Genomic DNA, 24,022 nt, shown 5'->3' with positions numbered 1-24,022 from the left:
CAGCAGCCTCGGCTACCGCAGCCCAGCCGAGTACGAGACCGTGCTGGCGGCCTGACCACCACACCAACGGTGTCCGTCAAAGCGGAGCAAGCTCAGACCTCCTCGCGCGGCGGGGCCGACCGCGCGTCGAAGAACGACAGGTGGACGGTCACCTGGCTGGTCCCGGTGTCCAGGCCCGCCACCTGGAGCCAACCGGCGTACCGGCCGTTCTCCCGGGTGCCCCACTCCATCCGCATCTGGTCCTTCTGCGCCCGCAGGAGCCCGCGCTCGTCCTCGCCGGTGCGGTCCTCGTGCACGGTCACCGCGGGCGGGTCGTCGACCCGCACGTGCAGATCGCGGGGCATCCACGCGTCGAACCGTCCGGGGTCGGAGGCCTGGTCGAAGACCAGCTCCGGCAGGGCAGGCATGGTGCGGGTGCGCTCGTACTCGGTCATCGGCCGCTCCTCGGATCCTGTCCGCGCCGGCAGTGGGCCGGGCGGTCCGCTGCCCACCCTCGGCCCCGTCCGGCGATACCGCGACCAGGGAGCCGCCGGCCGACGGACGCCGGGCCCCGACGGACGGGGTCCGGCGCCGCGCCTGGACGCCCGGTGCAGCGAGCTCTCCCTTCCGGCGCTCGCCGGGACGGAGACGGCCGCGGCGCCGAAAGCGGCGGCGACATCGGTCCTGCCGGTCACAGGATGTCCTTTTTCGGGCCAGGCCGAAGCATGGCAACGCCGCCCGGCGCCGTCGGGAGGAGGGGGCACGGGAAGCGCCGAATCGACAGGGCATCCCCGGCCCCCCGCGCCTGATGTGTGCGCGGGCCAGCGAAAACAGGGCCTACTGGTGGCTCCGGTCCAACCCGGGCGCCACCAGAGGCCCTGTCCTACGGCTTCTTACCCCAGCTGCCAGCGACGCGAAAGGTCGTTGTCGCAGTTGTACTGGACGAGGGTGACGTTGTTGTCGGCGGAGACCCCTCCGGCGACGGTCGCGCACTTGCCCGTCTTCACGTTGACGAACTGGTAGGAGTTGCCGTTGCTGTTGCCGAGGCGCCAGCGGCGCGAGGAGTCGTTGTCGCAGTTGTACTGGACGAGGGTGACGTTGTTGTCGGTGGAGACCCCTCCGGCGACGGTCGCGCACTTGCCCGTCTTCGCGTTGACGAGCTGGAAGGTGTTGTTGCTCCAGTTGCTCAGGTACCAGTGCCGCGAGGAGTCGTTGTCGCAGTTGTACTGGACCAGAGTGACGTTGTTGTTGGTGGAGACTCCTCCAGCCAGGGTCGCGCACTTGCCCGTTGCCATGTTGACGACGTGGAAGCCTGTCTGTGCGACCGCGGGGTCGGGGACCAGCATCATGCCCCCGGCCACAAGAGCGGACGCCGTCAGGAGACGTGCCAGGGTGTTCTTGGTCATGAGAGTGCTCCTCGCGTGATGAACGGGAGGGGTGGAGACGGTCTCACGTGCAGCCTGCACTGCCGGTGTTGACCACGAAGGGTGGCCGGCGCAAGGGAGGGGCATGCCGTGATCGGAGCGGATCCGCCAGCTGTTCGCCGCCTCGGTGGAGGTGCGAAGTGGCTCCTCGCCAGGAGCCCTGCCGTTGTCGCCAGACCAGAACGACCAACGGCACGAGGCCGGCTGGTGGCATGACCCACACTTCGGCGCGCGCCATACGGCCACCGCGTCCACTATCGATGACCGCAATCCGGCCCGCAACCGGAAGCCATGACCGGGGGCCGGCCCGCTGACCCGGGCCGCGGGGCCCGTCCGTGGGACAACGACTCCGTCCCGCCACGACGGGTGAGCGGGTGGCGATCGCCCGCGAGCCCTGGACGGTGTGATGTGGCCCGGCAGTGTGGTGAGTTGACGCCGAGTTCGATGAGCCGGCCGTAGATCGGGCGGGCGCCGGCCACGTCCTGGCCGTGGCCCTGGCTGCCGCGGACGGCGAGAACCGTTGCCGGGTGGTGCGACGTCCGGCAGGTGCATTCCCGGCGTGACCGCCCGCCCGGTCCGCCGTTCGTCGACGGCTGCCCGGGTTGCGGGGGCGAGTACGGGCGCTTCTGGAAGCGGCCCTGCGGGCCCTGCCCACTCGCACCGCCCGTGAACTGCGGGCTGTGGTCGAGCCGCCACGAGATCGGTCCCGCCCCGCGGGCCGCGTGGGCGAGGGCGCACCGGTCCCGGGTGGCCGGGGCCCGACGGGCGGGACACAATCGTCGGGGCGGCGCGGCATCCTCCGTGCGACATCCTCGTGCCGCCGGTGGGACGGGGTAAGGACCGGGAGGCGACTGTGGCCGGTGTGAAGAGCGCCGATCTTCTCGTGGACGCGTTCGACAGGATCCGTGAAACGGTCGCCGACGTGGTCGACGGCCTGACCACGGAGCAACTGTCCTTCCGGGTGCGGGACTCGGCCAACTCGATCGCCTGGCTGGTCTGGCACCTCACCCGGGTGCAGGACGACCACCTCGCCGACGCGGCCGACCGCGAACAGGTGTGGACCGCCGACGGCTGGGCGGGCCGGTTCGCCCTCCCGTTCGCCGCGTCGTCGACCGGCTACGGGCACCGGCCTGCGCAGGTAGCCAAGGTCACCGCCACCGCCGACCTTCTCGTGGGCTACCACGAGGCCGTCCACGCACGGACCGTCGACTACGTGAGGGGTCTCGACAACCGGTCCCTCGTCAGGATCGTCGACGAGTCGTGGCAGCCTCCGGTCACCCTGGGGGTGCGTCTGATCAGTGTGATCGCCGACGACCTCCAGCACGTCGGCCAGGCGGCCTACGTACGGGGGCTGCTGGCCCGTCGCTGACGGCCCGCGCCCCGACGCGGGGCAGGCGCGGGGCAGGGCGGAACGACCGGTCCGGGCTGGTCCGGGGGACGGCCGATGGGGATCGGAAGGCTCTCAGGCCCTGGGGCGGCGCTCGCTCGGCATGCGCGCCGTGACCGGCTGCGTGAGAATGGGACGGCGTGAAGGCTTGTCCGTCGTGCGCGGAGACCTGACGCTTCTCGAAGGCAGTCGGCATGGACCTCGCCGATGCCGCAGGCCGCCGGCGCGCCGGCCGCTGCTCGGGCGGCGGGTCCGCGCCCCGCCGCCGTCCCGTCCCGCGGGAGCCGCAGGCCGCCGCGACGCGTCTCAGGCGGGCAGCACCCACTTCTGGTTGGCGCCACCGGTGCAGTCCCAGATCTGCACCTGGGTGCCCGCGGTGGTGGACCACCCGGGGTCGTCCAGGCACTTGTCGGACTGCGGGTTGTACAGCGAACCGTCGGAGCGCGGGATCCAGACCTGGGAGCCGGTGTTGTTGCAGGCGTAGATGTCCACCGCCGTGCCGTTCGCGGTGCCGGCCGCGTACACGTCCAGGCACTTGCCCAGCACGTGCAGCGTGCTGCCGGCCCGGGCGACCGTCCACTGCTGGGCGGGCGTGCCGTTGCAGGTGTAGATCTGCACCGGGTTGTAGTCGGCGGTGGAGGCGGCTCGGTCGTCCAGGCAGAGGCCGCCGTAACCGGTGATCGCCGAACCGCCGCCGCTGCCGCCGGTGGTGGTGTACGCCGCGACGGATGCGACGCTCATCGTGGCCCCGGAGGTGGTGGCGGCCGTCGGGGTGGTGCACCCGCAGACGCCGTTGGGGAAGCCGCCGCCGATGGCCAGGTCGAGGATGATGGACAGCGGGTGGTCGAAGGCCTGCTGCCAGACGGCGGCGCCGACCTGGTTCTCCGTCACGGTGAAGTACGCGGCGCCGTCGAGGTACCAGGTGATCGACTCGGCGGCGGTGTCGGTGCGGTCCAGGACCATCGCGTAGTCGTGGTAGCCGCTCTGGCAGCCCGGGCAGGCGCGCAGGCCGCTGCCGATCCCGTTGCCCTCGTTGCACACGCCGCCGGGGGAGGTGCCGCAGTGGACGGTGCCGGCCACCTGCGAGCGGGCGTTGACGTCCTCCATGATGTCGATCTCGCCGTTCTCGGGCCACTGCCCCGGGCCCAGCATCCAGAACGCGGGCCAGTACCCCAGTCCGCCGGAGGGTGCGGGCTGCATGATCGAGGCCGTGACCTCCAGCTTGCCGCCGGCCGGCGCGCCGGCGACCGCGCTCGGCGTCCGGATCCGGCCCGAGGTCCAGGAGCCGCCGCTGCCGAGGGCGGTGATGTCCAGGTTGCCGTTGCCGTCGAGGTGGACGTTGGCGGTCGAGTCGGTCATGGTCTCGATCTCGCCGGTCCCGAAGTTCGAGCCCGGGCCGGTGTCGTACGTCCAGTTCGCCCCGGAGGGCCGTGCGCCGGCGGCGCCGGAGAAGTCGTCGCTGAACACGGTCGTCCACCCCGGCGGCGGCCCGGCGGCGGCCACCGGGGCCGCCGCCGTCACCGCCGTGGTGGCGGCGGTGACGGGCGCCTGACCGATCAGCGCGAGGAGCATGCCGAGGGTGGCCAGGACCGCGAGTCGACGGCCGGGCCTGGTGAGTCGGCGAGCGCGTCGGCCGGTTCGGCGGCGCGCGGGGTCACGAGTCATCTACAGCTCCCGAGGAAGGGGCGCGGAGCCGGCCCGCGAGGTGGGGTGGGGGCCGGTTCCGCGGAGCGGAGCGGGGCTCCGGTCCGGCGGATCCTGCCGGACGGGCCCTGGATTCGTCCCATCGTGTGCTGAGCTGAGGCGCATTCAACTCCTGTACCTGTCAAGGCGTCAAGAGGTCGGAAGGGCACTCCGTGGCGTCAACTCGTGAAGGCCGATGGTGACGGCACGGGCCTCGCCGTTGCACGGGCCGGTTCGGATGAGAACGTCCGGATTCCGTCTTCAGGAGGTCGACCCCGGCGCGAGCGCCACCTACTCCACGTCGGTGGCGATCACGGTCCACGCTCCGGTCGACGTGTCGTCCAGCCGGAGATCGAACGCGAAGGCGATCGGCCTGCGCCGGCGTGCGTCGCCACGGAGCACCTGCTCGCTGCGCCGGTCGACCTCGTAGTAGACGCCCTCTGCGGCGACCGCGACACGGAAGACGATCGGGTCGCGTGAGACCAGCGAACGCACCGTGACCGACCTGACGACGGCGTCACGCATCACGGTTCGATTGACCGTGCGCACGGACGTGAAGTCCAGACTGCCGTCGTTCATGACCCACTCCTCGATGAACCGCTCGACGGCGACCTCGAGAACCGCCCTGTCGAACCGGCCGTCGAGCACGCTCAGATCGCCGACGGCGGTGTCGGCATCCGTGCTCCACGAAATGTTGGTGAGCGACAGGATGTCGCTCACACCCTTGACCGCGGTCTTCCCGGCCACCTCCAGCACCGCCTCGCGAGCGACCTCCTTCTGGTCCCAGCCGTCCGTCTCGATGGCGCTGGTCAGGTGGTGCGCACCCTCGGCCGCCTGCTCCACCGACGACACGATCCACTCTCCGGCCCGGCTCTTGCGCAGCGTCCAGTACTCGACCGGGCGCGTCGAGCCGTCCTTGCGCGCGGCATCCGGGCCGTGGCTGCGGCGCACGTAGTCCTTGAGCGTCGCGGTGACCCGGAAGGTGACGGTGTCGTTCAGCTCGCCCGCGCGATTCGCGACGTCGACCAGCTCGACCACCGGGCCCGAGACGATCTCCACGACGTTGACCTCGCCGCGCGACTCGTAGTCGCGCAGCTCGTCGGCCCACTTGCCGTAGAGCACCGGCGACAGGATCTGCTGCAACGTGGCGTGATCGTGCCGGGTCCAGGCTTGTTGGGCGGTCACGTACAGCCAGACGGCCCGGCGCTCGATCGCGGCACGATCGAAGGTCGCATCCGTGTCGGCAATGGCATCGACCCGGGCCCCGACCTGGGCGGCGCGCTCGCGCGCCTGTGCGTCCGCGCGGTGCGCCGTACGGTCCGACACGGTGTTCAGGCCGACTGCCTGCCCCGCCTTCCGGCGGCGGTACACGAGCCACAGGATCAGGAGGACGACGACCACGATCACCAGCAGGGCGAAGTACTCGCCGCCACCGGATCCGAAACCGAAGCCGCCGCCGGTCGATCCGTGGAAGCCGCCACCATGGCTGCCCCCGCTGCCCCCGCTGCCCCCGCTGCCCCCGCTGCCTCCGAACCCGTGGCTACCGCCCCCGCCGCGGGCATGCGCGACCGTCGGGCTGCTCAGCGCGACGGCTCCAGCGACCACAGTTGTCCACCGACGGGCGCGCACTGGGCTCCCCCTTCAAGAATCAGAGCTTTTCCACGTGAGCCTACAAGCCCGGTCGCCCGGGAGACCTCGGGGTCGGCCAGTCGCCCGAGAGCGGGGACGGCCGATCGGGGTGGGGCTCCCGCGCGCGCACGACGTCGATGCCCAGCGTGCGCCCGGAACGCGCGGGCCGTCCGCGTTCAGCCGGTTCCTACGGCGTGGTCCGGATCCTGCGGGGCATGAGCACGTACGCTGCCACGGCCAGGGCGAGCGGCAGGAGGCTCGTGACCAGCATGGTGAGCCTCAGGCCGTCGGTGAAGTCCAGCCCGAGGTCCAGCCCGGCCTGCCGGAGCAGGTTCGGGTCGTAACCGGCGCCGGTCGGACTCTGCGCCATCGCGCTGCGGGTCGCGTCCACGGCCTGGGCGGCCCGGGTCTCCGACAGGCCGCGTGCATCGGCGTCGTCGAGCCACTGCCGTCGGAAGAAGAGGTTGAACAGCAGGAGGTAGACGGCGGGGCCGAGTGCGTAGCCGGTCATTCCGAACGCCGGCTGGACGGAGGCGACGGCACCGGACCTACCGGGCGGGGCGTGCGAGAGGATGGTCTCGGCCACCGAGGCCGAGGCCACCAGCGAGCCCAGGTTGGTGAGCCAGGTGGCCAGGACCAGGACCCACAGCGCCATCGCGGGCCCGGCGGTGGCCGCCATCAGCAGCCCGCCCGCGACCAGCACCAGCATGCCGGTGATGAGCACCGGCCGGGGAGTGTACCTTCCGATCAGGCGCCCGGCGAGGACGACGGCGCCTGCCACCAGCAGCGTGCCGGGCAGGTACAGCAGGCCGATAGTGCGCGGGGACAGCCTGAGGACCACACTGCCGAACTGCCCCAGGGCGAAGCTGAACCCCGCGGCGATGAAGTTCAGTGCCAGGCTGGCCAGCGCGGCCACGGTGAACGCGCCGCTGCGGAAGAGCGACGGCTCCAGGACCGGCTCGGCGGCGCGGCGCTCATGGAGGACGAACAGCACGCCGGCGATCGCACCGATCACCAGGGGCAGCCAGGCCTGGAGCCGGGTCATCCCGTTCTCCGCCTCGGCGATGCCGTGGACGAGGGCCAGCAGGGCGGCGCCGACGAGGCTGACGCCGACCACGTCGACCCCACGGCGCTGGGGGACGGAGGACTCGGAGACGTAGCGGGCCGTCAGCCCGAGCGCGATCAGTGCCAGCAGCGGGACGAGCAGGAAGAGCCACCGCCAGCCGACGGCCCCCACCACCCAGCCCACGGCCGCGGGAGTCACCCCGCACAGCACCATTTCGACGGCCATGAAGATGCCGATGGCCGTCGGCCGCCGCTCCGGTGGCACCGCGACCTTGAGCAGGGCCAGTGACACTCCCAGCATCGCGGCCAGTGCCAGGCCGTCGAGGAGGCGCATCACCAGGAGGAACTCGTAGCTGGGGGAGAGCGCGGAGAGCAGGTTGACGACGATGCCGCCGGCCAGCCCCAGCATCAGCAGCCGCTTGAGCCCGAAAGCGTCCCCGAGACTGCCCACGGCGAGGACGGCGGCGGCCACGACCAGTGTCGCCGCGCCTCCCAGGAACCCGACGACGTCGGGCGGTACGTGGAGCGCCCGGCCGATCTGCGGCATGTTCAGGCTGAGGACCAGCGGGTCGACGGTCGTGATCGTGAACGCGGTGGAGAGCCCCAGGATGATCGGGAGGGTCGCGATGGTGGATCGCTTCTCCGCAGCCGACACAGCAGCACCTCCCGTACGTCGGGCGGCGGCGACCGCTCACCAGCTGACCGCGATCCGGTCACCGCTTCCGGAACGGCCTGCCACGGCCGACGCCCGCGGCCCCGGAGGACCGTGCCGATGTGGTCCGGAGCCACCCGCCGGTCGCCGCCTGCGTCGGTCCCGCAAGGGCTGCGGGGACTCCCGGCCCAGCTTTCCAGAGCATCGGCACCCGGGCGCTCTCATCCGCGGGTGGCGGGGCCTGGAGTTCACCTGCACTTGGCCGGGACCGCCGACGGAGCCGGCGCCGCGCTGAACCGGGCCTGATCCCGGAGCTCCTTCCCGAACCGGGGCCGGCCACCGCGCTTCGCGTCCGGATGCGCGGGGTGGCCCGGCGGGGTCAGCAAGTGCTCGCCAGGACGGCTCCGTTCCGGCGTGGGGACGAACCGGGTTGGAGCCGGGAGATGGAGCGTGACCGGGTGTTCGCCCACTACAGGTGACCCACGACCGACTCCGCGCCCACCCCGGTGGAGGGCCCGACCCGCAAACCCCACTTCGCGTCGCGGGTGCAACCGAAGCACCCCCACCGGCCGCACCTCCGTCCTCGACACCCGCGGCCGCTCCGTCCGTCGTCGGCCGGTGCCGTGGGCCGGTGCCGGTCACCCCACGGGTGGCGGCTCGGCAGGACCGTCGTCGGCGGCCGGTTCCCGGAGGTTCTGGCGGCGCGCCTTGGCAAGGGCCCGCTCGAACTGCTCGCGGGCCCGCCGCTGGATCGCGTCGCCGTCGTGCAGGAGCGCGTCCATCTCCTCGGATGTGGCCGGGACGGGTGACGGTCCTTCGTCGGTCAGGCGGTCGTAGAGCCACCGGCACGCCCGGTCCTCGTCCGTGAAGTGTTCGAGCACCTCTCGCCCGCCGCGCTCACGGACTCCCACGACCCACATCCCGGCGCGTTCTTCGAGGAAGTAGCGGTCGGCCCGGTTCGGGCCGCGGGGACAGCCGGGGATCTCGTAGTACGGCTGCGGGACCCCGGCCGCTCGAAGGGCCCGGCACAGCTGGAACCGGTCCATGCAGCCAGTCTCCTCCCACAAGCTCCCACCAGCGACAACGCCGGGGCCCGGCCTCCGAGGGCCGGGCCGCGGCGTCACGAGGTCATCGCGAGGTGGCTTTCCCGCTCATCGGCGCGGGCCTCTGCCCCGTCTGAGCCTCCTCCTCCTCAATCGGCGTGGTCTTCACTCTCACCAGGGTGCCGTTGTTCACCAGCGTGGCGACGGTGGCGAAGGGGATGCTCGGGCAGAACTTGCTCGACGCCACGTACTGAATGGCCCCGCCCGGCTGCTCGAACGCCGGGGCGGCCGGCCCCGCGCACACGGTGACGTCCTTCGCCACCCGGTACAGGTTGTAGTCGTACGGGTATCTGGGGTCGATGGTGTTGAGGCTCGATGGCGGGATCGCCCGCTGCCCGTACTTCGTGCCCGCCGGGGAGAAGAACCGGCCGGATTCGTTGCCGAACCGGTCGACCATCAGGTTCTGACCCGCCTGGAGCAGCAACGGCGCTGCGAGCACGCCGCCCGTGGCGTCGTGCGCGAAGCCGTCGTCCTTCGGATAGTTCCAGTCTCCCTCGCCCGAATCGAGGGAGGGGTCCCACCACGTGTTCAGGAACTCCACGGCGGTGAGCCCGCCGAGCCGGTGGTAGCCCTGGAGGATGTTTCCCAGCAGCCCATGGGTCGGCAGCCGCTTGGGGCCCAGCCGCCAGTCACCGCAGAAGTAGTACGGGCGGAATTCCTCGGGGATGGGGTACGGGACGAGTCCCTCGCACACACGCGGCCGACCGTGTTCGCCGTCCTCGTCCCCCCGGTGCGCCGACGACCCCGACGGCCCGGGCGCCGGCAGGGCCGCCCTGGGCTGCCCGAAGGCAGCCGCCCGACCGGGGCCGTCCACGAGCGCGGGCGCGGCCGACGACACGGAAGGGCCCACGACCAGGGAACCGGCCATGCCGACCGCAACCGCGCAGCCGACGGACCATCTTGACGATCTCACTGAACCTCCCACGAGAACTCGGCGTCCGGCACAGGCCGCCCGGCCCGCCGGGAACGACCGTGGAACGGCCGGAATGACGAGATCACTGAAGCGGAAGGCATCGACGAGTGCGAGCAGCCGTGCCGGACCCGCGTCCGAACGAGTTCGGCCGGATCGCGACCTGACGTGCCGTCCGGGTGACCTGACAGGCGGCGCGTCGGACATCCGTGTGAGGCTCCTCCGACGTGCGGGCGGGAGCCGCAACCCCTGTACGCGGTGCCGGCCCAGCTCCGGGCTGCGGCGCGGCGGGCCGGGATGGTGGCGGCGAGGGCACCGACGGTGGGGTCTGGGCGGCGCGGCTCGCTTCCGGCTTCCCGTTCCGGCGCGTCAACTCCGACGGCATCGCGGTGGCCGTGACCGCCGGAGCCGGAACCGAACCGCTTGGCTCTGCGGCTGACTTCGAGTCGGTCGCGTCCGAGTCGGGCGTGCGAGCATGGCCGGATGACTGTGAGTTCCGATGAGCTGTACGAGCTGCACCGGGTGACGACGCCGGTCCTGGAGATCGCCTACCGCCGGGTCGGCGAGCGCCGCCGGGAGGCCGACGTTCCGGTGGTCCTGCTGCACGGCTTCCCCTACGACGTGCGGGCGTACGACGAGGTGGCGCGGCTGCTCGCCGACGCCGGCCGGGAGGTGCTGGTGCCGTACCTGCGAGGCTACGGGCCGACCAGGTTCCTGACTGAGGACACCCGGCGAAGCGGCCAGCAGGCCGCGCTCGCGCAGGACTTGGTGGAGCTCATGGACGCGCTGGGGATCGAGCGGGCCGTGGTCGCCGGCTACGACTGGGGCGGCCGCGCGGCCTGTGCGGCGGCGGCGCTGTGGCCGGATCGGGTCCACGGCCTGGTCACAGCGGGGGGCTATCTCGTCCAGGACATCGCTCGCGCGATGGAGCCGGCCGCACCGGAGGCGGAGCGCAACCTCTGGTACCAGTACTACTTCCACTCCGAGCGCGGCCGCCTGGGGCTGGAACGCAACCGCGAGGAGCTGTGCGGGCTGCTGTGGCGGCTGTGGTCGCCGACCTGGGCGGACGCCGGGAAGGCGTTCGCCGCGTCCGCGCCCAGCCTGCACAACCCCGACTTCGTGGACGTCGCGATCCACTCCTACCGGCACCGGTACGGGCTGGTGGAGGGGGATCCGCGCTACCGGGCGCTGGAGGAGCGGCTCGCCCGCCGGCCGCCGATCGAGGTACCGACGGTGGTGCTGGTCGGCGAGGAGAACGGGGTGATCCCCGCCGCGGACCAGACCGGCACCGAGCGGTTCACCGGGCCCTGCGAGGTGCGGACGCTGCCCGGAGTGGGTCACAACGTTCCGCAGGAGGCGCCGGAGGCCTTCGCGGAGGCGGTGCTGGGCCTGGTGGGGTGAGAGGCGGCGGGGCCGCCGGGTGGACGGCGGCCCCGCGCTTCGGCCGGGGTGCTCCTAGCCGTGCGTGACGCACTTGTTGGCGCTGTTGGACCACAGGCCCTGGAGGTCGAAGGTGCCGGTGCTCAGGGTGACGTAGGCGTCGAGGTTCTCGCACTCGTCGCCGATCTCCCCGCCGCCGCCGTTCCAGCCGATGCTGGGCCAGAAGTCGGTGACGGTCTCGGCGTACTCGTGGGTCTCGGTGGACTCGATGCCGGAGAGCATCCGGCCGTCGGTGAAGGTGGTGCAGGCGCCCGCGCCCAGGTCCGGGATGTACGGCAGGTTGGTGTAGGCCAGCGTGCCGTAGGAGCTGCTGGTCTTGTCGTGCCAGGCGCAGAAGCCGCTGTTGGGGAAGCCGTCCGGGTGGGTGCCGGTGGGGGAGATCACCACGTACTGGGCGTTGAGGTTGGGCGCCTGGGTGGTGTTGCCGAAGTGGGCGGCGGCCTTGCCGGCCTCGGCGCCGAGCTGGGTGCTGGTGGCGCTCGCGGGCGCGGCGGCGGAGTTGTCGAACCAGACGCCCGCCAGCGGCGTGGTCGCCGGGTGCTGGACGTGGACGCCCTTGGTGCCGCAGCTGGTGGTGCCCTTGGCGACGCCCTCGCAGTACTGGTCGAGGACGGTGCCCCAGGTGTCCTGGCTGCCGTAGAGGCCCTTGAACATGTTCTGCATGTCGGCCGCCACCCCGGCCGGGTCGGAGGACCACTGGCTGCCCCAGAAGACCAGGTACACCTTCGGGGTGGGGGACACCACGCCCTGGCTCGCGGAGGAGCGGACCGAGAGGGTGTCGTTGGTGGTCGCGGCCGCGTGCTGGGCGGCGCTCGGGTGGAGCGGCTTGGCCCCGAAGTGGGCGGCGGCCGGGGCGGGTCGCGCCTCGGCTCCGGTGGCCAGGGCGGTGGTGCCGAGGGCGGCCAGGGCCAGCGCGGTGAGGGTGTGCGCGGCGGCCTTGAGCGGTGTGCGCATGCGTCTGCTCCCGAGTGTGAGGGTGTGGGAGGTTTGTCCGTGCTCATCGAGCCCGGACACCACATCAACTCGGCGGCGATGTCGTCCAGATGGCGGACGCGGCCGTGTCAAGCCTTTGCCGTGGTCATACCAAGTCCTTGACGGTGAACGGGCGATGGGCGTGTTCGATGGCGTCCGGCGGTTGGTACTACGATGCGCAGCGATGTCTTCCGGCCGATCGAAGGGGGGAGCCGATGGCGGGTCAGTGGCAGGAGCTGGTCACCTACCCGGGCGCCCGGCACGGCTTCGCGGCCGACCGTCCGGCGGACCACGACGCGCCGCGACCGCCGACGCCTGGCGGCGGGTCCACGAGGCGCTGGCCGAGCGGCTGTAGCCCGTTCCGGTCCGGCTGTTGGGCTGTTGGGCTGTTCGAACGGGGGAGCGCGATGGAGGAGCGGCGGTACGCGGAGCCCCGGCACGCCACCGTGCTGCGGGCCGGGCTGGAACTGGTCGGCTGGATCGGCCTGCCGATCGCGCTGTGGCCGCACTCGGTCCTGCTGGCGATCGGTGTGGACGTGCTGCTGATCGGCGTCCCGGCGGTGCTGCAGACGCCGGGGGACAAGCCGGGGACGGTCGTCGCGGTGCCCGGCTGGGCGACGGTCCTGATGGTGCTCGCCGAACTCGCGGGTGCGGTCACGGCCGCCGCGCTGCTCCTCCCGGGCTGGGCGGCGGTGCTGGTCATCCTCCTCGCGCTGGCCTGCTGCGTGACCGAACTGCCGCGCTGGCGGCGGTTGTTGCGCCAATAGGGCGCGCCCCGGCGCCGGGGCCCGCTCGGGACGCCGGTCGGTGGAGGACGTCCAGGGAGTCGGTGGCGTCGTCGACGAAGTGGACGGCGTTCCGGCCCAGGTCCACCGCGAGGCGGAACAGCGCGCCCGCGCCGGGCGGGTCACCGCTGGTGCCGGGCGTGCGGACGGTGACCTGCTCGCCGGTGTCGCGGCGGAGGGCGCCGTGGATCACGGTGATCCGGTTGCCGACGGTGTCCGCCACGTAGAGGTGTCGCCGTGGCCGACGCCGACGCCGGTCGGGCGACCACCAGGGCGTCGGGACCGGTCCGCTCGCCGAAACCGGAGCCGATCCGGGTGGTCGCGATCCGCTGCGGCGGCCGGTCACCCTCCCGACACAGGGTGACCCGCGGCACGGTGCCCTCGTCGATCTCGGCCCCGCCACCGGCCACCGTGCCGTTGAGCACGTTGCTGAACCTCCCTGCCGGTGACCTCGCGGTGACCGGGGCGGCGCTCGCCACGGCCTGGTCGGCCGATGGAGGCCGGCCGGGGCCGCCGCTGACGTTTGAGCGGGCGCTGCTGGGCAGACGCAGGGGTGGGACACGCGGGACCCGCGGGTCGGTGCGCGCGTAGGCGCGGCAGGCCCGGGGGTCGCAGAGCAGCGATCGGAAACGGCCATGAACGACCAGGAATCGACTTCATCTGCCCCGTCGACGGGCACGCCCCTGTTGCTGCGCCCGGTGGAGTCCGCCGCCTCCGCCGTGCGGCGCCTGCCGGGTGCCGGGGCCGTCGGCGGGATGGTCGACGGAGTGCTCGACACCGTGGGACTGGTGTCGCCGCGGGCCCGCCGGATCGCCGCCTACACCGGCGCCGGGCTGCTGGGAGCGCTGGGCGCAGTCGAGTGGCCGGTGGCCGCAGCCGGTGCGGCGGCCGTCTGGCTGACCCAGGCGCGGCCGAGGAGTTCCGCGCGGTCCGCCGCCACGCCCGCCCGGGCGGACGTGGCGGAAGACACGGCCGGATCGGCCGGTGCGGCGCAGCCGAGCACTCCGAAGGCCTATCGATCGGGTGGCACGGCGCCGAGCCGCCGTCGGACCACCGCCGCCACGTACGCCGGGTCGTCCCGGCGGAAGAGCGCCTGACCCGGCGGATCGGGGCCGAGCCGTGGTACTGCACCGACTGGCCCGACTGCCGGCGAGGGGCCTGGGGCTGACCCTGGCCGTGCCGGTGGTCCTCGCACGCTCCGCGGTACCCACGGCGCGCGCCGCCGCCCGGGTGGCCGCCGAGGCCGGGCGCGTCGGGGCCCGAACCACCGTCCGAAGCACCGTCCGCACCGCCACCTCGGCCGCCGGGACGGCGACCCGGGTGGGCCGGGTCGCCCGCAGCGCGGCCGAGGCCGGCACGGGCTACTGGCACGCGGGCTCGCGGATCCAGCTGCCGCTGCGCCCCCGGGGCGCCGCCGGGACGGCGCGGAACGTCGAGGCGGCGGCCCGGCGGGTGGCACTGGGGCTGGCCCGGCGGCCGGACGTGATCGCCGCCTACTGGGACGGCGGCCTCTCCCGGCTGGTGGTGCAGCTGGCCCAGGACGCGGCCACCGACCGCGTGGTGGAACGGGCCACCGAACTCGCCGCCGGCCAGCGCCTGGAACGGGTGGACGAGGACGTCCTGGAGACCGCCCACCCCGGACGGACCGGCGGTGTCCGCGCCCAGGCGGTCGCGCTGGTCTGCGACGCCGTCGGCTTCGTCACCGCCGTGGGAGCCCGGGCGCTTCCGCTGCGCACCGGGCCCCGGATGGCCACCGCCCTGGTCTCCCTGGTCCGCGAGGACCCCGACGTCCGCGCCCTGTTGCGCCGGCGGCTCGGCGAGGCCGGTTCCGAGCTGGCGATGGCGGCCGTCGGCGCCGCGGCGTACGGCGCCGGGCAGTCGCCCGGCGCGCTGGCCCTGGACGCGGTGCTGCGGACCGGGCGGCTGATGGAGACGATCGCCGGCGCCGCCGCCTTCGACGCCGCGCACGACACGGTCTGCGCGCCCGGACGGCTGAGCGTCGCGGGTGCGAAAAGCGCCCGGCCCGCGCTGCGCCCGCTGCCCGGCGAGGAGTTCGCGGACCAGGCGGTCGGCAGCACCCTGCTCGGCGCGGCCGCGGCCCTGCTGTTCACCCGCGACGTGGCGGAGGCCGCCGAGGGGCTGGTGGCGGGCAACCCGAAGGCCGTGCGCTACGGCCCCGCCGCGTTCACCTCCGTGCTCGGCACCGCACTCGCCCGTGAGGGCGTCCTGGTCCGCAACCTGGAGCGGTTGCGCCGACTGGAGCTGGTGGACACCGTGGTTCTGCACCCGGACTCGCTGCGCGGTACGGGCAGAACGGTCCTGGAGGTCCACCCCACCGCTCCCGACTGGGACCACGACCGGCTCTGGCAGGCGGCCGTCGCCGCCCTGGACCGGCCCGAGGCGGAACTCGAACTACGGCCGGTGCCCGACCGGGCGGGCCGGCCGGACGCCGGGACGGGGCTGCTGGTCGCGGCCGCCGGAGGCGTGGACGTCGGCACGGTCCTGGTCGGGCGGGAGATCGCCCCGGTGGCCGAAGCCGCGCTGGACGCCGCCCGCCTGGCCGGGCTGCACGTCGTGGTGGCCGACGACGGGACGCTCGGCGACTTCGGCGCCCTGGCTGATCAACTGATCGGCTACGAAAGGCCGTTGGCTGACGCGGTGCGCGAACTCCAGCGCGCGGGAAGGGTGGTGCTCACCATCGCTCGCGTTCCCGCGGATGGAGCAGCCGAGTTGACGGATGAAGCCGGCGAACTGCTCGCCGGACTGCTGCGCGGCGACCTCGCGGTCGCGGTCACGGACCCGGACAGCGCGGTGGTGTGGGGGGCGGACCTCCTCCTGCTGAACGGCCCGGACGGCCCGGCCGGCCTCGACTCCGCGTGGCGGCTGCTGTCCGCGATCCCCGCCGCCCGCACCGTCGCCCGGCACTCCAAGACCCTGGCCGAGGCGAGCGCCGCGCTGTCCGGGCTCCTGGTCGTCACCCGGGGCCGGCGCCCCCACAGCACCCTCCCGGTCGCCGCCCGGCTCTCCCCCGTGAACGTGGCGACCGCCGCGGCCCTGGTCTCGGGCTTGCGGGCCGCCCTGCGGGTCGGCACCCGCAGCGCCCCCCATCCGCCGCCGCGCGTCCCCTGGCACGCGCTCGCGCCCAAGGAGGCGCTGGCCCGGCTCAAGGCCGTCCGCCGCCCGGCGCAGCGCGACGGGTCGTGGGTCCGGCGGCTCGCCTCCCACCCGCCGCTGCGCGGGGCGGGCCGGCTGGTCGGCGCGGTGCGCTCCGAGCTCGACGATCCGCTGACGCCGGTCCTGCTCGTCGGGGCGACCGCCTCCGCCCTGCTGGGCTCGACCGTGGACGCGGCGCTGGTCGCCGGTGCCCTGGGGATGAACTCACTGATCGGCGCGTTCCAGCGGCTCCGCTCCGAGAGGGCCCTGTCCGCACTGGAGGTGACACAGCATCAGCGGGCCACGGTGGTCGACGGCGAGCGGACCCGGCGGGTGGGCGTCGCCGATCTGAGGCCGGGCCAGGTGATCGAGCTGAGCACCGGAGAGGTGGTGCCCGCCGACGCCCGGCTGATCCAGCTGGACGAGCTGGAGGTGGACGAGTCCGCGCTGACCGGCGAGTCCCTCCCGGTCGCGAAACAGCTGGCCGCCACCCCCGAGGCGACGATCGCCGACCGCCGCTGCATGGTCTTCGAGGGCACCACCGTGGTGGCCGGGCACGCCCGTGCCGTCGTCGTCGGAACCGGCGAGGACACCGAGGCCGGACGGGCCGCGCACCTCGCCGCCCGTACCCCGCCCGCCGGGGGAGTCCAGGCCCGGCTGCGCGAACTGACCGACCGCAGCCTGCCGTTCACCCTGCTCGGCGGAGCCGCCGTCGCCGGCCTGGCGGTGCTGCGGGGCCGCCCGGTGCGCGAGGCCGTCCGGGGCGGGCTGGCCGTGGCGGTGGCCGCCGTACCCGAGGGCCTGCCGCTGGTGGCCACCGTCGCCCAGCTGGCCGCGGCCCGCAGGCTCAGCCGCCAGGGCGTGCTGGTCCGCACCCCGCGCGCCCTGGAGGCGCTCGGCCGGATGGACACCGTCTGCTTCGACAAGACCGGCACCCTCACCGAGAACCGGCTGCGGGTGACCCGCGTCGCCACGGCCGACGGTGCCCGCCACCCGGCCGACGATCCCACGGCCGTCACCGTCCTGCGGATGGCGGCCCGGGCCTGCCCGCCGGCCCACGAGAACGAAGCCGTGCACGCCCACTCCACCGACGAGGCGGTGCTCGCCGCCGCGCCGGACGACCTCGGCTGGGCGCCCGCCCAGACGCTGCCCTTCGAGGCCAGCCGTGGCTACGCGGCCGCGACCGGGACGGAGGGCGACGGACGGGCGCTGCTGGTGGTGAAGGGCGCGCCGGAAGCGGTGCTGCCGGCCTGCGCGGGCGCGGGGGAGGGGCAGGACGGGGACGCGACCGTGGCAGCCCTGGGCGCGGACGGCCTGCGGGTCCTCGCCGTCGCGCTGCGACCGCTCTCCGAGGCCGACGAGGAGGCGCTCGACCGGCCGTTGGAGGGGCTGGAACTCGTCGGCTTCGTCGCTCTGGCCGACACCCCGCGCTCCGGGTCCGCGGCGCTGATCGAGGGGCTGCGCGGCACCGGGGTGCGGCCGGTGATGCTCACCGGCGACCACCCGGCCACGGCCCGCGCGGTCGCCCTCGCCCTCGGCTGGCCCGAGGACCTCGCCCTGGCCACCGGCGACGAGCTGGCCGGCCTCGACCGGACCGGTCGTGCCCGGGCGCTGGGCGGCTGCGACGTCGTCGCCCGGGTCGCCCCCGAGCAGAAGGTGCTGGTGGTCGAGGCGCTCCGGGAATCCGGGCGGGTGGTGGCGATGGTCGGGGACGGCGCCAACGACGCCGCCGCCATCCGCACGGCCGACATCGGGATCGGGATCGCCGCCCGTGGCTCGGCGGCCGCCCGCAACGCGGCCGACCTGGTGATCACCGACGACGAACTGACCGTGCTGACCGACGCGGTGGACGAGGGCCGGGCGCTGTGGCGCAGCGTCGCCGACGCGATCACCATCCTGATCGGCGGCAACGCCGGCGAGATCGGCTTCTCCCTGCTGGGCACCGTGCTCTCCGGGCGCGCCCCGATGTCCACCCGGCAGATCCTGCTGGTCAACCTGCTCACCGACATGTTCCCGGCGATGGCCGTCGCGGTCACCCCGCGGGACGATCCGCCGAACGGCGGGGCCGCCCCGCGCGTCGGCACCGCCGCGCTGGACGCCCCGCTCGCCCGGCAGATCCGGCACCGCGGCCTGGTGACCGCCCTCGGCGCGGCCACCGCCTGGCTCATCGGCACCGCGACGCCCGGCTCGGTCCGGCGCACCAGCACGATGGCCCTGTGCGGCGTCGTCGGTGCCCAGCTGGCCCAGACCCTGACCGGGCGGGCCCGTAGCCCGCTGGTGCTGGCGACGGTGCTGGGCTCCGCGGCCGCGTTGGCCGTGGTGGTGCAGACGCCGGGCGTCAGCCGGTTCTTCGGCTGCACCCCGCTCGGCCCGGTGGCCTGGACGGGCGTGGCGGCCTCGATCGCCGTGGCGCTGGCCGCGCCCCCGCTCATCCCGCAGGCCGAGCGCCTGCTGGTGGTGGCGCTGGCCCGGGCGGTGTCGGCCGTACGCGGGAAGAGGTCGTGAGCGGGGCCGACGGCCGGGCCCGCACACGGCGGCGCGGCTACCCGGCACCGCCCGCGGGACGCCCGATCCGCAGGCGGACCGCCAGCTGCGGGCCCTGCTCCTCCCGGCCCTGCTCGTCCACCCGACAGAGCGCGGCGAGCGCCCGCAGCATCGTGTCCACGTGCTCGGGCGTGCCGAGCAGCTCCGCCGTCGCCCCGCCCGTCAGGGCCGGCGGTCGCTGCGGCGGGGCGGGGCTCTGGACGTCGAAGGCCTGTGAGGTGCTCACCGCCGGGCCCGGCACGGGGATCGCCTCGGTGCCCCCGGGCCCGGCTTCGGCGACCGTCCAGGTGCCCTCCGAGGTCAGCGTGGGCGGCACGTCCCACACGTTGCCGATCCGGGTACGGCCCCGGCCGGTGTGCGTCGGGAAGGCGGCTTCCAGGGCGTCGAGGACCGCTTCGGCCACCTCCGGCGGACCGTCCGTGAAGCGAACGAGGACATGGCCGGCGAGCAGGGGCAGGCCCATCGGTTTCTCCGTTCCGTCGAGGACCAGGGACGCACACCGGGCGGCCCGCCGCACCTTCAGCGCTCCTGCCGGAGCCGGGACAGCAGCTCCGGCAGGTCCGCCACCGAGTCGAGGACGTGGTCCGGGTCCCCGTCGCCGCGGCGCGGGGTGCCCGGGGCCGCCTTGCCGGTGCGCACCAGGACGCCGGTGATCCCGTAGCGCTGGGCGGCGAGCACGTCGGACTCGATGTCGTCGCCGACCATCAGCGCCCGGTCCGCGGCGAGGCCGAGGCGGTCCAGGGCGGCGGTGAAGAACGCCTCGGCCGGTTTGCCGAGCACCTCGGCCCGCACACCGGCCGCGTACTCCAGCGCGGCGACGAAGGCGCCGCCGTCCAGCCGAAGACCCTCCCCGGTCCGCCAGTAGGCGTTGCGGTGCATCGCGACCAGCCGGGCCCCGGCCTGGAGGGCGGTGAAGGCGCGGTCGAGTGCCGGGTAGTCGAACTCGGGGCCCGCGCCGCCGGTCAGGACCACCTCGGCCTCGGCCGGGTCGTCGACCAGCTCGACGGCGCCCAGATCCGGCCGGATGTCGCCGCTGTTGAGCAGCAGACAGCGGGAGCCCGCCAGCCGGGCGGCGGTGGCGGCGGGCGCGGTGAGCACGGACTCGACGGTGACCGGGAACCCGGCTCCGGCGAGGGCCTCGGCGACGGACTGCCGGGTGCGGGAGGTGGTGTTGGTCAGCAGCATGTACGGCAGGCCCCCGGTGTGCAGGTGGCGCAGCGCCGCCACGGCTCCGGGGAGCGGCTGCCAGTCCACCGTGAGCACGCCGTCGATGTCGAGCAGCACGCCTTCGGGTCGTCCCATGACCCGAACATAGCGCCGCCGTGGGCGAAGGGCTCGGCCTCCGCCCGTCAGCCGATGAGGCCGAGGCGCGCTCCGCCCCGGTCGTGCAGCCGTCGCAGGAAGGCGAGCACCCCGGCGGAGCCGCCCGCCCAGGTGGCGCTCGCCCGGGCGAGGCCCGGGTCCGGGAAGACCGGGCGGGCCGGGGTGCCGCCGCTGCGGCTGAGGATGACGGCCGCGACGGTGCGGGCGGCGTCCCAGGACTCCTCGGTGCCCGAGGCGGCCGCGACGTCCACCAGGAAGTCGCCGACGCCGGCGAGCCCGCAGCACTGGCCGACCAGCGGCATCCGCGGCGCGAGCGCGGCGCAGGTGCGGGCGGTTCGCCGGGCGAGGGCGAGGTACCCGGGGTCGCCCAGCCGGTCGGCGGCCCGGACGAGCACCGTACCGACCCCGGCCAGGCCCCGGCACCAGGAGCCGTAGCGGCGGGTCGCCCCCGGGGCGGTGGCGCGGGCGAGGAGCTCCGGCGTGACGGCGGCGAGCTGCGCGCAGGCCCGCTCGGCCCGGCGCAGGTCGGCCGGATCGCCGCTCGAACTCCCGTACTCCAGCAGGAAGTAGGCGACACCCGCGGTGCCGTGCGCCAGTCCCTCGCGCAGTGCGGCGCTGCCGACCGTGTCGACGCCCGCGGGCGAGAGCCGGGCCCGGCCGGAGGCCAGCATCCGGGCGCACTCGGCGGCGACGGCGAGGTGCCGGTCCCGGTCCGCCCGGGAGCACCGGGCGAGCAGCAGGTGGCCGACGCCGATCCCGGCGACGCCCTCGATCAGGTCCGCCTCGGGCGGCCCGCCGTCCGGGCCCCGGGTCGGCAGGTCCTCGGCGCCGTTCACGACGGTGCCGTCCGTGACCGCCCTGTCCGAGAGGGCCCCGTCCGTGCCGATCCCGGCCTCGGCGAGGAACAGCTCGACGCCGGTGCGGCCCGAGTAGAAGCCCGGCGGCAGGCTCCGGGACCGACCGGCCGTCCACCGCGCCAGCGCGTCGACGGCCTCCGGCACGCCGGGCCGGTGGTGGTGGCGGAGGAGCTCCAGGCCGAGGCCCGCGCTCCCGCCGTAGACGTCGGCCGGCGTCGGCACGGCCGCGCGCGCCGAGAGCACCGGGTCAACGATCCGCCGGGCCTCGGCGACGCAGTACGCGGTGGTGTGCTCGATGATCTCCCGGAGCAGGTCGGCGTCGACCCGCGGCGGCTCGGGCTCCCGGGACGCCGCCCGGGCCTTCCCGGTGCGCAGCCGGTTCGCGCCGGCGGTCCGTACGGCCGGATCGAGGCTCGTCAACTCGGCGACCAGCTGCCGGAACCGGCGATGGCCGTCGCCGGGCAGCGCCCGGGCCAGCCCGGCCAGGGTGCGGTCCCGGTTGACGGCGGGGTCGCCGTCGACGATGACCGGATCCAGGCCGGTGGCGGCGAAGCCGAGGGTCGCGCCCAGCGCGTAGTAGTCGTCGGCGGGTTCGGCCGGCTGCCCGGCCGGGCGCCGTACCGGCTCGCTGTAGCCGGGCGTCGCGCCGTCCGGGGCGGCGGCGCCGAGCGCGCTGATCCCGAAGTCGACCAGCCGGCACCGGCCGTCGGCGTCGAGCGCCACGTTGTCGGGCTTCAGATCGCGGACCACCACGCCCCGCCGGTGGATGCCGTCCAGCAGCCGCAGCAGCCGGGCGGCCAGCTCGGCCAGACGGTCGGCGTCGTACGGACCGCGCTCCTGGACCTCCCGCCGAAGGTCCCGGTCGCCGCAACTGCTCATCACCAGGTACTCGTCCGAGCGGTGCCGGAAGGAGTCGAGGGCCCGGGGCACCCCGGGGAGGCCGTCGAGCGCGGTGAGGACGGCCCGCTCGTTGCGCAGCCGGTCCCGGGCGTCCGCCCCGGACTCCTCCTCGGCGACGAAGGCCCGTGCCTGCTTGACCACCACCGGCAGCCCGGTGGTCAGGTCGACGGCCCGGTAGACGTTGCCCTGCGGCCTGCGCGCGATGCCGGCGGTCACCCGGTAGCGGCCGCCGCCGAGCCCGGGGGAGCCCTGTGGTCCGGCCGCCGCGGCCGCCCGCTGTTCGAAGGGGTCCTCGGCCCAGGGCGGGCACCGGTAGGAACCGGCCGCCAGACCGTCGAAGACCCGACCGTCCGGACCGACCATGACGGATTCCAGCCGCCCGCTCCGGCCGGTCCGGTAGTCGCCGGTGAAGGGCCCGTAGCGGTAGTGGACCGGTGCGTCCGGATCGACCCGCCGGTCGCTCACCACCGTCGGTCCCTCACGCCCGCGCAGCACCGCGACCAGCTCCTCGGCGAGCGCGACCACCGTGCCCGGCGCCGGGTACACCGTGATCGCCTTCCCGACCGAACCTGCGCCGCGCGCACCGGAGTTGAGCTCCCGCAGCACCTCGGGGCCGCTCGCCCACTTGGCGTGGCAGACGTACCGCAGCAACACCGGCCGGACGAGCCCGGTCACGGCCGCCAGCTCGCCGGGCCGTGCCGAGACGTGCAGCTTCCAACCGTGTTCCACCGCCGGCATCCGGGGATCGTTCAGGTACGTCCAGGTGTCGTCGGACCACCCGTGGCGGCCGGCGGCGGAACCGGTCACGTCAGGAGTTGAAGTCGCAGGCGAAGCGGGTGGTCGCCGTCACCCACGGGTCGGCCAGACACGCCGTGGCCTCGCGGTCGGCGCGGTCGTCGTCCTCGAACGCGATGGTCTCGTCGTCGACCAGCAGCGGACCCGCGTCGCGGATCTCCTCGATCATGGTTCCGGGCATGGGAAACCTCCAGATCTTGTCGTGCCTCCGGTGATGGTGCGGATCGCGGCCCCTGCGACCGGCGCAGTGGGCCGGGATCCCGATGCACGAAGGTAGGGAGGAACGTTCCGCCTGACAAGGGGTCAGGACGCACCAACTCCACTTCCTGAGCACATTCGTGGAGAAACCGTAAACGCGCCCGTGGATGTGGGGCCGCCGGCTCGGAAGCTGACGCCGACCGCGTGACGGAAGCCCGCCCGGTCGGTGGCCGGGCCCAGCCCGGCCCGGGCGACGCCGGTGCGCCGAACCCCTCGCCGCTCTGGAGGAGTTCGCGTTCGTGCTGCTGAACGCCGTCTCCAGCCGGATCGACGAGCAGTCCTTCGCCGCCGTGGCCGAGGCCGGGCGCCGGTGCGGCCTGCCGGTCGAGGAGGTCGATCCGTCCGCCGTCCCCGCCCACCGGCCGCTGGACAACGACCGCGCCCTGCGCGCCCTCCACCTGCCCGCCGAGGCCTACCTCGACGCCCGCCGCTGGCTCGCCACCCTGGACGCGGCGCTCGCCGCACTGCCCAACGTCACCAGAGTGCCGACCGGCCGGCTGCGGGCCGTCCGCGAGGGCTACCAACTGCGCGGCCGCAAAACCTGGTTGACCGCGCCCACCCTGGTGCTGGCCGCCGGGGCCTGGACCACGCCGCTGCTCGACACCCTCGATCCCGGCCTGTCCGTCCTGCCGGTCGTGGCCGCCGAGGGAACCGCCGTCACCGTCACCGCTCCGGGCCCGCTTCCCGCCGTGCTGCGCACCCCCAACCGCGCCTACGCCTGCGGCCTGCACGCCGTGCCCCAGGTCGACGGCCCCTGGTACCTCGGCGCTTTCGCCGCCCCCGCGCTCGCTCCCGGCGCCGAACCGTCCGCCGTCGGGCAGCTCCACCACGGCCTCGGCACGGCCAGGGTGCGCCGCCTGCACCACGGCAACCGCCCGGTGGGCCTCGACGGCCACCCGCTGATCGGACCGACCGCCCGCCCCGGGCTCTGGGTGGCCACCGGCACCCACCGGGACGGACTGCACGCCTCCCCGCTGATCGCCCAGGAGCTCGCCGCCGCGATCCTCCGGGACAGCCCCGGCCCGTTCCTCGCGCCCTGGCGCCCGGACCGTGGCCCGATCGCGGACTGGACCCGGGAGGAGGCCGTCGAGGAGGCCGCCGTCCAGCACGCGGCGCTGGCCGCCGAGTCCCGGATGCGTCCGCCGCTCACTTCGCCGAGTTGA

General features: G+C 74.4%; 17 protein-coding genes and 1 pseudogene. 6 read left to right on the top strand and 12 right to left on the bottom strand.

What is annotated here, in order from left to right; all coding sequences use genetic code 11:
• Nucleotides 1-95: 95 nt before the first annotated feature.
• A pseudogene (locus ACFV1W_RS30170) lies at nt 96-434 on the bottom strand (SRPBCC family protein); the annotation flags it as partial.
• Nucleotides 435-872: 438 nt separating this feature from the next.
• Complete coding sequence (locus ACFV1W_RS30165; protein ID WP_380420425.1) at nt 873-1,385, bottom strand: RICIN domain-containing protein; 513 nt, start codon at nt 1,383-1,385, stop codon at nt 873-875.
• A gap of 880 nt (nt 1,386-2,265) precedes the next feature.
• Between ACFV1W_RS30165 and ACFV1W_RS30160 the strand changes: the two genes are divergently transcribed.
• Nucleotides 2,266-2,772 carry a DUF664 domain-containing protein gene (locus ACFV1W_RS30160; protein WP_380420426.1) on the top strand — a complete coding sequence of 169 codons (507 nt, stop codon included), beginning with the start codon at nt 2,266-2,268 and terminating at the stop codon, nt 2,770-2,772.
• Nucleotides 2,773-3,096: 324 nt separating this feature from the next.
• Here ACFV1W_RS30160 and ACFV1W_RS30155 read toward each other — a convergent pair whose 3' ends face one another.
• The 5 genes from ACFV1W_RS30155 to ACFV1W_RS30135 form a co-directional block, all read right to left on the bottom strand.
• Nucleotides 3,097-4,455, bottom strand: coding sequence for a ricin-type beta-trefoil lectin domain protein (locus ACFV1W_RS30155; RefSeq protein ID WP_380420424.1), 1,359 nt, complete (start codon nt 4,453-4,455; stop codon nt 3,097-3,099).
• A 309-nt stretch (nt 4,456-4,764) separates the two neighbouring features.
• Entirely contained in the window at nt 4,765-6,078 is a 1,314-nt protein-coding gene (locus ACFV1W_RS30150) for a TIM44-like domain-containing protein (RefSeq protein WP_380420423.1), read from the bottom strand.
• Between the two features lie 211 nt (nt 6,079-6,289).
• The gene (locus ACFV1W_RS30145; RefSeq protein WP_380420422.1) at nt 6,290-7,822 is read right to left on the bottom strand and encodes an MFS transporter; all 1,533 of its coding nucleotides are present in this window, start codon (nt 7,820-7,822) and stop codon (nt 6,290-6,292) included.
• 635 nt (nt 7,823-8,457) lie between these two features.
• Nucleotides 8,458-8,865 (bottom strand): hypothetical protein, encoded by a 408-nt coding sequence (locus ACFV1W_RS30140; protein WP_380420421.1) that lies wholly within the window; start codon nt 8,863-8,865, stop codon nt 8,458-8,460.
• 82 nt (nt 8,866-8,947) lie between these two features.
• Nucleotides 8,948-9,616 (bottom strand): TNT domain-containing protein, encoded by a 669-nt coding sequence (locus tag ACFV1W_RS30135; protein ID WP_380420420.1) that lies wholly within the window; start codon nt 9,614-9,616, stop codon nt 8,948-8,950.
• A 699-nt stretch (nt 9,617-10,315) separates the two neighbouring features.
• Between ACFV1W_RS30135 and ACFV1W_RS30130 the strand changes: the two genes are divergently transcribed.
• Nucleotides 10,316-11,233, top strand: coding sequence for an alpha/beta fold hydrolase (locus ACFV1W_RS30130; RefSeq protein WP_380420419.1), 918 nt, complete (start codon nt 10,316-10,318; stop codon nt 11,231-11,233).
• A 54-nt stretch (nt 11,234-11,287) separates the two neighbouring features.
• On the opposite strand, the gene ACFV1W_RS30125 is transcribed toward ACFV1W_RS30130, so the two are convergent.
• Nucleotides 11,288-12,226: a hypothetical protein gene (locus ACFV1W_RS30125; protein ID WP_380420418.1), complete on the bottom strand. Its 939-nt coding sequence runs from the start codon at nt 12,224-12,226 to the stop codon at nt 11,288-11,290.
• A 425-nt stretch (nt 12,227-12,651) separates the two neighbouring features.
• Between ACFV1W_RS30125 and ACFV1W_RS30120 the strand changes: the two genes are divergently transcribed.
• The 3 genes from ACFV1W_RS30120 (at nt 12,652) to ACFV1W_RS30110 (ending at nt 18,687) form a co-directional block, all read left to right on the top strand.
• Nucleotides 12,652-13,011 carry a hypothetical protein gene (locus ACFV1W_RS30120; RefSeq protein ID WP_380420417.1) on the top strand — a complete coding sequence of 120 codons (360 nt, stop codon included), beginning with the start codon at nt 12,652-12,654 and terminating at the stop codon, nt 13,009-13,011.
• 653 nt (nt 13,012-13,664) lie between these two features.
• Nucleotides 13,665-14,126, top strand: coding sequence for a hypothetical protein (locus tag ACFV1W_RS30115; RefSeq protein WP_380420416.1), 462 nt, complete (start codon nt 13,665-13,667; stop codon nt 14,124-14,126).
• A gap of 22 nt (nt 14,127-14,148) precedes the next feature.
• Nucleotides 14,149-18,687 (top strand): HAD-IC family P-type ATPase, encoded by a 4,539-nt coding sequence (locus ACFV1W_RS30110; protein WP_380420415.1) that lies wholly within the window; start codon nt 14,149-14,151, stop codon nt 18,685-18,687.
• Nucleotides 18,688-18,724: 37 nt separating this feature from the next.
• Here ACFV1W_RS30110 and ACFV1W_RS30105 read toward each other — a convergent pair whose 3' ends face one another.
• From ACFV1W_RS30105 to ACFV1W_RS30090, 4 genes are read right to left on the bottom strand one after another with little or no spacing between them, the layout of a single operon-like run.
• Nucleotides 18,725-19,189 (bottom strand): hypothetical protein, encoded by a 465-nt coding sequence (locus tag ACFV1W_RS30105; RefSeq protein ID WP_380420414.1) that lies wholly within the window; start codon nt 19,187-19,189, stop codon nt 18,725-18,727.
• Nucleotides 19,190-19,245: 56 nt separating this feature from the next.
• The gene (locus ACFV1W_RS30100; protein ID WP_380420413.1) at nt 19,246-20,028 is read right to left on the bottom strand and encodes an HAD-IIA family hydrolase; all 783 of its coding nucleotides are present in this window, start codon (nt 20,026-20,028) and stop codon (nt 19,246-19,248) included.
• Between the two features lie 47 nt (nt 20,029-20,075).
• Nucleotides 20,076-22,613 (bottom strand): class IV lanthionine synthetase LanL, encoded by a 2,538-nt coding sequence (gene lanL / locus ACFV1W_RS30095; protein ID WP_380420412.1) that lies wholly within the window; start codon nt 22,611-22,613, stop codon nt 20,076-20,078.
• Nucleotide 22,614: 1 nt separating this feature from the next.
• The gene (locus tag ACFV1W_RS30090; protein WP_350508941.1) at nt 22,615-22,782 is read right to left on the bottom strand and encodes an SflA family class IV lanthipeptide; all 168 of its coding nucleotides are present in this window, start codon (nt 22,780-22,782) and stop codon (nt 22,615-22,617) included.
• Between the two features lie 316 nt (nt 22,783-23,098).
• Here ACFV1W_RS30090 and ACFV1W_RS30085 point away from each other — a divergent pair, with 316 nt between their 5' ends.
• Nucleotides 23,099-24,022 (top strand): NAD(P)/FAD-dependent oxidoreductase, encoded by a 924-nt coding sequence (locus ACFV1W_RS30085; RefSeq protein WP_380420411.1) that lies wholly within the window; start codon nt 23,099-23,101, stop codon nt 24,020-24,022.

Source organism: Kitasatospora sp. NPDC059648 (assembly GCF_042734825.1).
Taxonomy (GTDB): domain Bacteria; phylum Actinomycetota; class Actinomycetes; order Streptomycetales; family Streptomycetaceae; genus Kitasatospora.
The sequence above is the reverse complement of the archived record's forward strand: the minus strand, read 5'-3'. Positions and strand labels throughout refer to the sequence as shown.